This is a genomic window from Colwellia sp. MB02u-10, assembly GCF_014077185.1.
Lineage (GTDB): Bacteria > Pseudomonadota > Gammaproteobacteria > Enterobacterales > Alteromonadaceae > Cognaticolwellia.
Window position 1 is genome coordinate 99,521 of sequence record NZ_JACGVK010000120.1, and the last position, 14,013, is coordinate 113,533.

Consider the following 14,013-nt stretch of genomic DNA (forward strand, 5'->3'; position numbering starts at 1 on the left):
TGTGAATGCATAAATTTTGTTGTATAGCTCTTGCGGTATCATTGTCACTTGTCAGTATTTCAGGTTTTTCTGAGACTAACGAAGACAATGAAAGCTTATTGATATTGGCGCCAGAAAGTCAGCATGCTGCCTCTACAAAGCGAATTACGGCACAGTTTACGCGTGCACACTACAAAAAAATAAAGATTGATGACTTACTTTCAGAGCAAATTTTTGATCGTTATATTAAGCAACTAGATTACGCTCGTAACGTATTTCTGGCTGCTGACGTTAAAGGCTTTGAGCAGTATCGTGATGAATTTGATACGGTTATTGCCCGTGGTAAACTTGATATTGCCTATGAAATCTACAACGTTAATTTACAACGCCGATTAGAGCGCTATCAATATGCACTAAGCCTTTTAGCAAGCGAGAAAGCTTTTGATTTTGACCTTGATGAATCCTACGACTTTGATCGTGAAGATGCTCAATGGCCTAACTCTGTTGATGAATTAGACGAGTTATGGCGTAAAAAAGTTAAATATGATGCACTAAATTTAACGTTAGCCGGTAAAGAGTGGGAAAAAATTCAAGAAGTATTAGGTAAACGTTATCGTTACGCGATTAAACGCTTAAAGCAAAGTGAAAGTGAGGATGTGTTTCAAGTCGTCATGAACAGCTTTGCCCGCGTAGTTGAACCACACACTTCATATTTATCTCCCCGTAATGCTGAACGTTTCCAAATGGAAATGAATTTATCACTGGAAGGTATTGGTGCAGTCTTACGTGCAGAAGAAGACTATACCGTTATTCAAAGTGTGGTTTCTGGTGGCCCGGCTGATAAATCTAACGAATTAAACCCTAAAGATCGTATTGTTGGTGTTGCACAAAATGATAAAGAGTTTGTTGACGTTATTGGTTGGCGTTTAGATGATGTTGTTGAATTGATCAAAGGTCCTAAAGGCACCAAGGTTAGGTTACAAGTTTTAGGCGCAGAATCAGAAGATGACAGTAGCATTAAAGTGGTTTCTATTGTTAGAGATACCATAAAGCTTGAAGATCGCGCGGCAAAATCAGAAGTATACTTTGAAAAAGAAGGTGATGAAAACACTAAAAAATTGGGTGTGATCACGATCCCAAGTTTTTACAACCATCTTTCTCGCGACGTTAAGCTTGAAATAGCTAAACTTAAAGAGGAGAACGTGGCGGGTATCATTGTTGACCTTCGTGGCAATGGTGGTGGTTCGTTAACAGAGGCAACTTTACTTACCGGCCTATTTATTGATAAAGGCCCGGTAGTACAAGTGCGTGATGGTGCTAACCGCGTACAAGTTAACAGTGATAAAGACGGCATTAGTTTTTATGATGGGCCATTGACTGTTATGGTCGATCGCTACAGCGCTTCAGCGTCAGAGATATTCTCAGCAGCCATTCAGGATTATGGACGAGGCATTATTGTAGGTGAACATACCTTTGGCAAAGGCACTGTTCAGCAACATAGAGGTCTAGGTCGTGTCTACGATTTGTACGAAAAACCGTTTGGCAGCATTCAATTTACGATTGCCAAGTTTTATCGCATTAATGGTGGTAGCACCCAACACCGGGGTGTATTACCCGATATTGAATTTCCATCGGCGATAGATCCAGCTGATTGGGGCGAAAGTAAAGAAGAAAACGCCTTGCCTTGGGACCAAATCCCAAAAGCGCAATATAATAAGCTTAATGATATTAGCAAAGATGTATCATATTTGACTTCATTGTACAGTTCACGTGTTGAAAAAAATCAAGAGTTTAATTATTTACTCTCTGATATTGCAGAATATAAAGCTGAAAAAGATGATAAAAACATCTCATTAAACTTAGCTAAGCGCAAAGCAAAAAGAGAGAGTCGTAAAGCTAAGCAATTAAAGCGTGCGAATGAACGACTTACCGTTATGGGTAAAGAAAACGTAGCTGATTTAGATGATTTACCAGAAGATTTAGAAGCACTAGACCCGTTTTTAGACGAGACAGCAAGAATTACCTTTGACTTAGTGTCACTGGGTAAAGTCGCCAAAAAATAGCTGCTTTACTGACGCAATAATGAAAGCCACCTTAGGGTGGCTTTTTAGTGCTAGGTTTTCTCGACTGATTTTTACCTAAAATAACTGCATAATTATTCTTTAAATCCTTGTAAACAAAGGGCTAGTTAGCAGCTTATTGTCAAAAATAGCTTGCACTATCTACGAACAGTCGGCATCTTACTAGCACAAATAATTTAACCACTATAAAAATTAAGATAATAAGGTGTAAATTTATCTATGTCTGACCCTCAATCTTCGCGACAACCTTCTATGTTGGACTCTCTTATTCCAATCGTTGTCCTTATTTGTTTATTAATTGCCGCGGTAACTTTTTTTGGTGATAGTTCATCATCAGGACCTAACCAAATAGCCTTGTTTTTAGCGACGGGCGTAGCTGCGGTGATTGGGCTAAAAAATGGTCATAAATGGCATGAGATGGAAAAATCGATTATCCATGGCATATCAATTTCTTTAGGCGCGGTGCTGATTTTATTAGCAGTAGGGTCATTAATTGGTACATGGTTGTTATCAGGTACTGTGCCTACGATGGTATATTATGGCTTGAAAATTATAGACCCCAGTTGGTTTTATGCCGCAACCTGCTTAGTGTGCGGTGTTGTAGCGATGAGCATAGGTAGCTCTTGGACCACTGCTGCGACAGTAGGTGTTGCATTTATTGGTATTGCTGGCGGCTTTGAATTATCGCCATCGGTTACTGCTGGTGCCGTCATATCAGGCGCTTATTTTGGTGATAAATTATCGCCATTATCCGAAACGACTAATTTAGCCCCTGCGGTAGCCGGTAGTGAATTATTTGCTCATATTCGCTACATGCTATGGACAACTATTCCTTCAATTACCATTGCGCTAATTTTATTTCTTATTATTGGCTTTAATCATTCTACTTCAGGGGTCGGTAACACAGATAGTATTGTGTCATTAACCAGTACCTTGGAGAATACTTATAATATATCCGCCTTGAACTTAATCCCCTTACTGCTACTATTAATAATGGCTTATAAAAAAATGCCAGCATTTCCAGCGGTTGCTATCGGTGCGGTATTAGGCGCTATTTGGGCGGTGATTTTTCAACAAGACTTAATTTCTAGCATGGCTCAAGAAGGTGTAGATTCAACTAAAGCCACTATTATGGTAGTATGGACGGCATTTTTTGACGGCGTAGTTGTCGACACAGGTAATGCGGAAATTGATCAACTATTAAGCCGTGGTGGTATGTCGGGTATGTTAAATACTATCTGGCTAGTGGTTACCGCATTAAGCTTTGGTGCAATTTTAGAGCATTTAGGTATGTTGAAAAAATTTGTTGAATCAATCTTAGCGAAGGCAAAATCAACGGGTAGCTTAATTGCCAGCACCGTAGCGACTTGTATAGGCACTAACTTGATCACAGCCGACCAATATATGGCGATTGTGATGCCGGGAAGAATGTATAAAGAAGAATATGAAAAAAGAGGTTTAGACCCAGTCGTATTAAGCCGAACATTAGAAGATTCTGGCACTATTACTTCACCATTAATACCTTGGAATACCTGTGGTGCATTTATGTTTGGCGCTATGGCATTAACATCTTATGATTATATCTTTTATTGTTTCTTTAACTTAATTAACCCTATTTTAGCCGTGACATATGGTTATATGGGCTTTAAGATAAAAAGACTAGTGACAAAGAACTAAAAAATTTGCAAAATTAATAAATATTCACAAAGCCTGTTTAATACAGGCTTTTTAATGTCTATTACAGGCGTTAACTTCTAACCAAGATACAATGTACTCTATTAAGGATGCGCATGAGTGATTTTACCCCACGCTATTTAGCTGACTATAGCGAAGCCAACTTTTCTATTTCTACCGTTGAGTTAACTTTTAAACTTGATGAATATAAAACTCACGTTACCAATCGCATGCAGATGACTCGAAAGGTGGCAGATAATCAACCCTTGATACTCGATGGTGAACACTTAACTTTATTATCAGTTTTGATTGATGATGAGCCGCTCTCAAGTGATGATTATCACGTCAGTGATACCAGTTTAACCATTGCTATCGATCGCAGCGAATTTACGCTAGAAATCGTTACTGAAATTAACCCTATTGAAAATACCGCACTTGAAGGCTTGTTTAAGTCAGGCGAGGCTTACTGCACTCAGTGTGAAGCGGAAGGTTTTAGGCGCATTAGCTATTACCTCGACCGTCCCGATATCATGGCAACGTTTACCACCAAAGTTATTGCCAACAAAGCGCAGTTTCCTTATTTGTTGTCCAATGGTAATAAGATTGCTGCAGGTGACTTAACCAGTGGCCAGCATTTTGTGCAATGGCACGACCCCTTTCCTAAACCCTGTTATCTATTCGCCTTAGTTGCCGGTGATTTTGATGTTTTAAAAGATGTTTATAACACCAGTTCTGGTCGTGACGTTGCCTTGGAAATATTTGTTGATAAAGGCAATATTCATAAAGCGCATCATGCTATGGCGTCGTTAAAACATGCGATGAACTGGGATGAAGAAACCTTTGGCCTTGAATATGATCTTGATATTTACATGATAGTAGCTGTTGATTTTTTCAATATGGGCGCGATGGAAAATAAAGGTCTGAATGTATTTAACAGTAAATTCGTTTTAGCCGATGAAGCTAGCGCGACCGATGTTGATTACTTCAATGTTGAGGCGGTTATTGCCCATGAATATTTTCATAACTGGACTGGCAACCGTGTTACTTGCCGAGATTGGTTTCAATTGAGCTTAAAAGAAGGGCTGACAGTATTTAGAGATCAGCAATTTAGTGCTGAGATGCATTCAGCTTCAGTTAACCGTATTCAAAATGTGCGGGTGTTACGTTCGCTGCAATTTGCCGAAGATGCTGGCCCAATGGCCCATCCGATTCGACCAGAAAAAGTTATCGAAATGAATAACTTTTACACCTTAACGGTTTACGAAAAAGGTGCTGAAGTTATTCGTATGATTCATACCTTGCTTGGCGTGGATAAATTTAGAAAAGGTTTAGATCTATACTTTCAACGCTTTGATGGCATGGCGGTGACATGTGATGACTTTATTACTGCCATGGCAGATGCATCGGGTGTTGATCTTAGCCAATTTAAGCGCTGGTATACCCAAGCAGGAACGCCTGTATTACAGATTAGCGAAAACTTTGATGAAGGCTTGTCTGAATATCAGTTAACCATAGCACAAGCTAATGGTGAAAATCCTGCCTTGCATATTCCTGTTGGTATTGAATTAATTGCTAATGATGGTCAGCCAAATCAGTCGCAGTTACTAGAATTAACCCAGCAAAAGCAAACATGGACTTTTAAAGCTTTTAACCAGAAACCTGTGTTGGCCATATTAACGGGGTTTTCTGCACCGGTTAAAACCCAATTTTCACAATCGGATCAAGAATTACAATGTATTATGACCCGTGCTAACGACGATTTTTGTCGCTGGGATGCAGGGCAAAAACTCTTAACAACCTATATCACTCAGCTAATGCTGCAACCGACTTTGAGTTTACCTAAACATTTATACCAAGCCTTTAAAACCATATTAATCGCCGATATTTCACCAGCTTTAAAAGCTGAGCAATTAACATTACCGAGCTTTAGTGAATTAGTTGACAATATTGAAGAAGTTGACCCTATCGCTCTGCTTGACGCCATTGATAGTGTTAAGCATGTTTTAGCAAAAGAACTAGCACCGTTTTTTTTACAGCAGTATCAGCAAAGTATACAGGTTGATTATGCAAGTGACGGTATTGCCATCGGTAAACGGGCATTAAAAAATATTTGCCTATCTTACTTAAGCACGCTTAGCAGCCAAGAAACTCTATTAACCAAGCAGTTTCAGCAGTCAAACAATATGACCGACACTTTAGCTGTGCTTAACTGTGCGGCTAAAAATCGTCATGAAAGTTTTGCTAATATGATGTTAGATTTTGAGCATAAATGGTCTGACACGGCATTAGTCATGGATAAATGGTTTGCGATACAAGCAGGTGTTAATGAGGAGGCTATTTATGAAAATTTAGCGGCACTTGTTGCACATCCATTATTTAGCTTAAAGAATCCAAATAGAGTTCGTGCTCTTATTGGTGCTTTTACGGCTAACAATCCTCGTTACTTTCATTGCGCGAGTGGCCGGGGTTATCAGTTTTTAATTGAACAATTAATTCTGCTTAACGATATTAATCCACAAGTGGCGTCGCGATTAATTACGCCGCTTATTCAATTTAAGTCGTTTGATCAGTACAGACAAACCATGATAAAAACCAAGCTCGAACAATTTGCTAAGCAAGTAAATCTTTCAAAAGATTTAAAGGAAAAACTTGATGCTGCGTTGGCGCATTAGGAATAAAGCATGAAGTACTATTTTAGCTTGAATATAACGAGCCAAGAATACTTACCTTATTATCAAGGGCGAATTAAATCAATTATTGTCATGACAGAGCAGAGAGTAAAGATTGAATTTCCGGCTATGCATTTACGGCTTTATTTAACTAGAAATGGTATTAAAGGGCGCTTTTGCTTAGAAACACTGAACAATAAGTTTTTATCATTAGATAAAATTTCATGATTAGAGTTTTTGCTTTAAACAGTGGTCAGACCATTTGAAGTAAGTGTCGCTAATAGTAGATTCTATGTCGGCGGTTATTTCTGTTCACTATTTAAGGATTGCAGCTTATTAAGATTAGGCGTTTAAAACAAGTGTTTTAAACGCCTTTTTGTTCTCATCAGATGACTTGATTCAAGTCTTGAATATAAAGGGCTTTAACAAAGACTTTAGCACTTGCCACTGGGTCAAAATGATGTAATTATTGTTTTATACCATGTACGTAGCATATAAAAATAAAATGAAAAATCACATCTGGGGAGATAGGAAATGAAACAGAACCTTCGCAACGGTTTTTACAAAAAGCCACTGGCTTTGAGTATAGCTGCCGCTTTGATTACATTAGCTAATGTTAATGTTCAAGCAAAAAACTTTGAGTTAGGAAACGTCGACATTAGCTTTGACTCTACATTTTCAGCAGGTACAAGCTGGCGAGTAGAAGACCGCAATTGGAATGACAATGTTGGTAAATCTAATAATGTTAATAACGGCTTTGATTTTAGCCAATATCATCCAATACTAAATGCTAACCCGAGTGCCGCTACCGTATGGGATGGTGCTGGAAGTTATTCGACCAATAGCGATAACGGTAATTTAAACTTTAATTCTGGCGAAAGTTTTTCAAAATTAATTAAAGGGACACATGAGCTTGGTGTGCGTTATGAAAACTTAGGTTTTTTTGGTCGCGCTATGTATTTTTATGATTTTGAAATGGTAGACGGCGAAAGAGCTTGGACAAATCCAAGTTCTGGTAAGGTTAATGATCCATGTCGTGATAATGAAGCGAAAGACCAAGTATGTCGCGATGTTCGCATGTTGGATGCTTTTGTTTATGGTGATTTTGAACTGGGTGCAATGCCGTTTTCTGTACGTGTTGGTCAACAGGTGATTAGTTGGGGCGAGAGTACCTTAATCTCTCACGGTATTAGCGAACTTAACCCCGTAGATATTGCCCGCCTAAAAGCACCTGGCGCAGAGTTAAAAGAAGCCTTTATTCCTTTTGGCGCCGTATGGGCATCGTTAGGGGTTACAGAAACTTTTAACATTGAAATGTTTTATCAATATAGTTGGGAAAAAACTGTTTTACCTGCACCAGGGAGTTATTTTTCAACTAATGATTTTGCTGGTGATGGTGGCCACTATAATAATGTGCAATTAAACTTTGCTAGTAATCCAGATATGGATCTTGACTCGTTAATTAACAATTTAAATGGCTTAAGAGCGCAAATATTAAATGGCAATGTTGCCATTGCTGATGCCGCTGGTGCTTATGTGGGTGGTTTCCCAACAAAATTAACCTTACGTGAAGACGGCGCTGAAAACGACCCTGAAGATGGCGGTCAATACGGTTTACGCCTTTCTTGGTATTTACCTGAGTTAAATGATACAGAAGTTAGCTTGTATCACATGAATTATCATAGCAGACGTCCAGTATTTTCAGGTATTACCGCTGACTTTACCAGCGCAGCTTTGGCTCATGATGTTGGTATGTTAGTGTCGGCTGAAATCACACAAGATAACTACACAGATTTACAGGCTTTTTCTCGTGTTGAACTGGATTATATTGAAGATATACAACTTTATGCTTTAAGCTTTAATACCGCTATTGGCACAACATCGGTTGCCGGTGAAGTTACCTTCCGTCAAGATGAACCGTTGCAAATAGATGACGTTGAATTGTTATTTGCGGCTATGCCACAACAATTAGCGAATGATTTAGGGCGTGATGAGCTTGATGGTATTTCGCAAATTCCTGTTTTCGCCGGTGGCACACGTGCTAATGGCTATATTTTATCTGATACAATACAAGCACAAATGACTTTAACCCATCTATGGGGACCAACACTTGGCGCTAGTCAATTTGTAACCTTGCTTGAAGTCGGTGGTATTGATATTCGTGATATGCCAGACCAAGATGTTTTACGTCTAAATGGCCCCGGCACTGGCCGAAATGGTGGTGTTGCAGGTAAAGAAGGTTTAGAACTAGCGCTACAAGACGGCGTTGAAACCAACCCATTCCCAAGTGCTTTTGCATGGGGTTATCGCTTTGTAGGTAAGTTGGATTATACCAACGTATTTGCCGGCATTAACGTTTCACCAAAAGTGGTTTTTTCACATGATGTGAACGGTATCACACCGGATCCCTTATTCTTGTTTGTTGAAGATAGAAAGTCAGTCTCATTAGGTTTAGGTTTCGATTACCAAAGCCGTTGGTCTGCTGATTTTAGTTACAACAGCTTTTTTGATGGTGTAGGCACTACGAACCAATTGGAAGATCGTGATTACGTATCTTTTAACATCAAGTATTCAATTTAAGGCTGTAGGAGGATTACTTTCATGAGAAATATTTTTAAAAATACCTTTAAAAAGGTAACGCTAGTATCAATAGCGGTAACCGTAGCATTAACATCAACCAGCGCAGCTGCAAAAATTAGCGAGCAAGAGGCAGCTAAGTTACAAAAAGAATTAACGCCTTTTGGTGCTGTTCGTGCAGCTAACGCAGATGGTTCTATTCCAGCATGGACAGGTGGTATTAAATCAGCACCTGCGGGTTATAAAGTTGGTGATCATCATCTAGACCCATTTGCTGATGACAAGGCAATGTATACCATTACAGCTAAGAACCTTGCGCAATATAAAAATTTATTAACGCCAGGCCAAATTAAGTTATTTGAAACTTATCCTGATACTTACAAGATGAGTGTTTATCAATCTCGTCGTTCAGCATCGTATCCTGAGCATGTTTATCAGGCGAATTTGGAAAATGCCACTAGAACTGAATTAGTTGAAGGGGGAAATGGTATTATTCAAGCGGCAATTGGTATCCCATTTCCAGTACCAAGTGATGGTTTAGAAGCCATTTGGAATCATATTTTACGCTATCGTGGTGAAAATCTTACTCGTGAAGGTGGTCAAGCAGCGCCAACGGCGTCAGGCGATTATACCTACATGGGATTTGATGATCAGTTACTTATACCCTATGGCGTTAAGGGTGTTAAAGCTGAAGAGCTTCAAAAAACCAATATTTTATTTAAGTTTAAACAAAAAGTGACTGAGCCAGCACGTTTAGCTGGTACTGCTTTATTGGTTCATGAAACCATGGATCAAATAAAAACACCTCGCCAAGCTTGGACCTATAATACCGGCCAGCGTCGTGTTCGTCGTGCACCTAATGTTGCTTATGACGCACCAGGTACAGCGTCAGATGGTTTAAGAACAACCGATGACTTTGATATGTTTAACGGCGCACCGAATCGTTATAACTGGACATTAAAAGGCAAGCAAGAGTTGTTAATTCCATATAATGATTATCGTTTGCACAGTGATGATTTAAAATATGATCAAATTTTACAACCGGGTCATATTAATCCTGAATTGGTACGCTACGAAAAACATCGCGTTTGGGTAGTTGAGGCAAACTTAAAATCAGATACCCGTCATACTTATAAAAAACGCGTGTTTTATATCGACGAAGATAGCTGGCAAATAGCGGTTACTGATATTTATGATAACCGTGATGAATTATATCGAGTAGGTGTTGCCCATGGTATTAATTACTATGAAGTACCAACACAATGGTCAACCTTAGAAGTGTTTCATGATCTACAATCTCGTCGTTATATTGCGATGGGTTTAGATAACGAAGCCAGTATGTATGACTTTTCAGCCGATTTAAATGATGTAGACTTCACGTCTTCAGCATTACGTCGTGAAGGTCGCAGATAAGTAACAACCTTGATAAAACGGCTGGCGAGTGCTAGCCGTTTTTGTTTTAAAGTTTGCAAACAGTTATTTAATTTTTATTCCACCGTTTATTAGCTAAGCTAAAGACGGTGGATATCTTGGTATCGATGGGCATTGTTAAAGCCCATTTTCTCCTTAATATACCTAATTTGAGGCTTATGGCCTCTACAGTCCAAATGAATGGAGCTAATATAGTTAATGATGCGTCTTCTCGTTATTTTACTCAGTTTTCTTACTATCCCTATTATTCATGCGCAAACACTAGACTCGGTAATTGCTCCACTGGCGAGTAAATCACTCTTGCTTGATATTACGGTAATTAATCAATCAAATTTAGTTGTTGTTGGTGAGCGTGGTCACATTTTACTTTCAACAGATGGTGTGCAATGGCAGCAAGCACAAGTGCCTGTACAAGTAACATTAACCGCGGTTTATTTTACCGATGAAGACAATGGCTGGGCGGTCGGTCATGACGCGACTATATTATCGTCAAAAGATGGAGGCCTTTCTTGGCAAGTACAACAGCATCTACCACAAGTAGAAAAACCCTTGTTGGATGTGTTGTTTTTAGATAAAGATAACGGTATTGCTATTGGCTCCTATGGTTTGTTTTATCGTACAAATGACGGTGGCGAGCATTGGGCTATAGAGCATCATAATGAATTGCTTTACCCAGAGGACCAAACGTATTTAGCCGAATTAAAACTGCAAGATGAAGAAGCGTATTTAGATGTGCAAAGCAGTATACTGCCGCATTTTAATCGCGTTGTTGCCGATGGTCGTACGTTATATTTAGCGGGTGAAATGGGCCTAATTGCAAAAAGTAATGATTTTGGTGTGAGTTGGGAAAAACTTGATGAGATATATCCAGGCTCATTTTACGATATAAACCGCACACAGGAAGGCAACTTACTGGTTGTGGGTTTACGAGGTCATATCTTTCGTAGTTTACGTAACGGTACGCCATGGCAGGCAATTGATAGCGATGTTACCGGCTTGTTAAGTGCTATTGTGCTTAGTGACGATCAACGGATTTTTATCTTGGGTAATAACGGCATATTATTAGAAAGTCGTGATGATGGTGCTACATTTACCAAACATCTTCAAAAAGATGGTAAAGCACTTATAGCGGGGGTTTGGTATGAAAATAAAATTATCGCCGTCTCTGATGTTGGCATCAAAACCATTAACCTAACTAAGTAACTGTCATGAAATTTAACTCTATTATTAATGTTGTCGAAGCAACACTTTTTCGTCGTCGATTAGCCGTACTGGTATTTTTTGCTCTGACCAGTATATTTTTGTTGTTTCAAGCAACACAAATTAAACTTGATGCGGCCTTTACCAAGCATATCCCCCTTAACCACACTTATATGAAAACCTATCTCGAGCATAGGGAGAATTTTGGTGGTGCAAATAACGTATTAATTTCAGTGTGTGATAGCAGTGGGGATATTTTTAATCCTGAGTTTTTTACCGCCTTAAAGGGCGTACATGACCAGCTATTTTTTATACCGGGTGTTGACAGAATTCAGGTGAAATCTTTATTTTCACCTAGTACACGATTTGTTGAAATCGTTGAAGATGGTTTTGCCGGTGGGCCAGTAATACCGGCCAGCTTTCAATCAGATGCCGCGGGTTTAGCTATTGTAAAAGGTAACATAGAAAAAGCCGGTATTGTTGGTAGTATTGTTGCTGATGATTACAGTTGCTCTATGGTGAAAGCCTCATTAATGGAAATTGATCCAAATACCGGTGAGAAGTTAGATAGCATTGTACTTGCTGGACAATTGGAAGATGAAATTCGGGGTAAGTTTGAAAAAGACAATATCTCAATTCATATTATTGGCTTTACCAAAATGGTGGGTGATGTTGCACAAGGAGCAAAAGGGGTTGTAACCTTTTTTGCTATTGCCATCGCTATCACAACCTTAATGGTATTTTGGTTTTGTCGCTCAATTGCTTTAACTATTTTACCTATTTCATGTTCATTGATTGCTGTTGTATGGCAACTAGGTATGTTATCAACACTTGGCTTTGGTTTAGATCCTATGTCGATATTGGTACCCTTTTTAGTTTTTGCTATTGGTGTGAGTCATGGCGTGCAAATGATTAACTCGGTCTCCAAAATGGTCAACAGTGGAAAAACCAGTAAAGAAGCGGCACAACTGAGTTTCCGGATATTGTTAGTGCCAGGTGGTATCGCACTGTTGTCAGATACTGTTGGCTTTATGACACTGTTATCTATTGATATTGGCATTATTCGCGAGCTTGCCATTACCGCCTCACTGGGTGTCGCGATGATTATTTTAACTAATTTGGTCTTGTTGCCGCTGTTAGTTTCTTACATGCATGTGCCAAAAAGCAAAGAAAATCATCAAGGTAAAGAGGGTTCTGCGACTGATGGTATATGGCACTTTATGTCGTTATTTGCGACACGTAAGGTCGCGTTGATTATACTAGCTTGTACGGCTGTGCTCTACATTGTGGGTTACCAAAAGGCCCAAGATATGAAGATAGGGGAGTTACATGCCGGTGCACCCTCACTGCATGAAAAGTCACGTTATAACCAAGATACTTTTTTAATTACCGATAAATATGCCATTAGTGTCGATTATATGTCAGTGATTGTTGAAACGACGGCAGACGCTTGTACTTACTATGATCACATGAACACTATTGATAGATTTCAGTGGCGCATGGAAAATATTCCAGGTGTAGAGTCAGCGGTAAGTTTAGCGTCCATCGCAAAAATTGTGAACGCAGGCTATAACGAAGGTAATCCGAAATGGCGTGTGTTATCTCGTAATACACAAACCTTGGTGCAATCAATTGCACGAGTGCCATCTTCTAGTGGCTTACTTAATAGCGATTGTAGCGCCATGCCGGTCATTTTGTTTTTAATAGATCATAAAGCCGAAACAATTAATCGTGTGGTTGATGCGGCAAAACTTGCTGCTAGCGAACTAGGTAATGATAACTTATCGTTTAAACTTGCCTCCGGTCCTGTTGGAGTCATGGCGGCGACTAATGAAGCGGTAGAAGCTGCCCAGATCCCTATGATGCTTTATGTTTATGGTGCGGTGATTATTTTATGTTTGTTAAGCTTTAGAAGTTTAAGAGCAACAATCGCTGTCGTTGTGCCACTTTACGTGGTGTCAACGCTTGCACAATGGCTAATGACGGCACTTGATATTGGCTTAACGGTATCAACGTTACCAGTCATCGCTTTAGGCGTAGGTATCGGCGTGGATTATGGTATTTATATCCTCTCTACAATGAGTGCTAAGCTTCGCAGCGGTGCTACGGTTCAAAGTGCTTATTTTGATGCGCTTAAAGAGCGAGGTAGTGCGGTACTAATCACTGGAGTGACTTTAGCCATAGGTGTTTCAACTTGGTTTTTCTCTGATTTAAAATTTCAAGTTGATATGGGAATACTATTAACCTTTATGTTTTTAGTTAATATGATTGCTGCCGTACTGGTATTACCAGCTATAGCGGCATTTTTATGGCCACAACGAAAATAAATGCTAATTAATTGAAAAAATAATTATGCATAAATAAACAAGAAAATGACCGAAAGGTCATTTTCTATTTATAAC

At 39.2% G+C, this 14,013-nt stretch carries 8 protein-coding genes; all 8 read left to right on the top strand.

The window, feature by feature from the left end:
- Nucleotides 1-5: 5 nt before the first annotated feature.
- The 8 genes from prc (at nt 6) to H4J59_RS11520 (ending at nt 13,938) form a co-directional block, all read left to right on the top strand.
- Nucleotides 6-2,042, top strand: a complete 2,037-nt coding sequence (gene prc / locus H4J59_RS11485) for a carboxy terminal-processing peptidase (RefSeq protein ID WP_182239509.1) — start codon at nt 6-8, stop codon at nt 2,040-2,042.
- A gap of 237 nt (nt 2,043-2,279) precedes the next feature.
- The gene (gene nhaC, locus H4J59_RS11490; protein ID WP_182185977.1) at nt 2,280-3,737 is read left to right on the top strand and encodes a Na+/H+ antiporter NhaC; all 1,458 of its coding nucleotides are present in this window, start codon (nt 2,280-2,282) and stop codon (nt 3,735-3,737) included.
- 107 nt (nt 3,738-3,844) lie between these two features.
- The gene (gene pepN, locus H4J59_RS11495; RefSeq protein WP_404852019.1) at nt 3,845-6,406 is read left to right on the top strand and encodes an aminopeptidase N; all 2,562 of its coding nucleotides are present in this window, start codon (nt 3,845-3,847) and stop codon (nt 6,404-6,406) included.
- Between the two features lie 9 nt (nt 6,407-6,415).
- Nucleotides 6,416-6,631: a DUF2835 domain-containing protein gene (locus H4J59_RS11500; protein ID WP_182239513.1), complete on the top strand. Its 216-nt coding sequence runs from the start codon at nt 6,416-6,418 to the stop codon at nt 6,629-6,631.
- 306 nt (nt 6,632-6,937) lie between these two features.
- Entirely contained in the window at nt 6,938-8,983 is a 2,046-nt protein-coding gene (locus H4J59_RS11505; RefSeq protein WP_182239515.1) for a DUF1302 domain-containing protein, read from the top strand.
- 21 nt (nt 8,984-9,004) lie between these two features.
- Nucleotides 9,005-10,393: a DUF1329 domain-containing protein gene (locus tag H4J59_RS11510; RefSeq protein ID WP_182239517.1), complete on the top strand. Its 1,389-nt coding sequence runs from the start codon at nt 9,005-9,007 to the stop codon at nt 10,391-10,393.
- 216 nt (nt 10,394-10,609) lie between these two features.
- Complete coding sequence (locus H4J59_RS11515; protein WP_259369495.1) at nt 10,610-11,614, top strand: YCF48-related protein; 1,005 nt, start codon at nt 10,610-10,612, stop codon at nt 11,612-11,614.
- A 5-nt stretch (nt 11,615-11,619) separates the two neighbouring features.
- Nucleotides 11,620-13,938 carry an RND family transporter gene (locus H4J59_RS11520; RefSeq protein WP_182239519.1) on the top strand — a complete coding sequence of 773 codons (2,319 nt, stop codon included), beginning with the start codon at nt 11,620-11,622 and terminating at the stop codon, nt 13,936-13,938.
- Nucleotides 13,939-14,013: the final 75 nt, after the last annotated feature.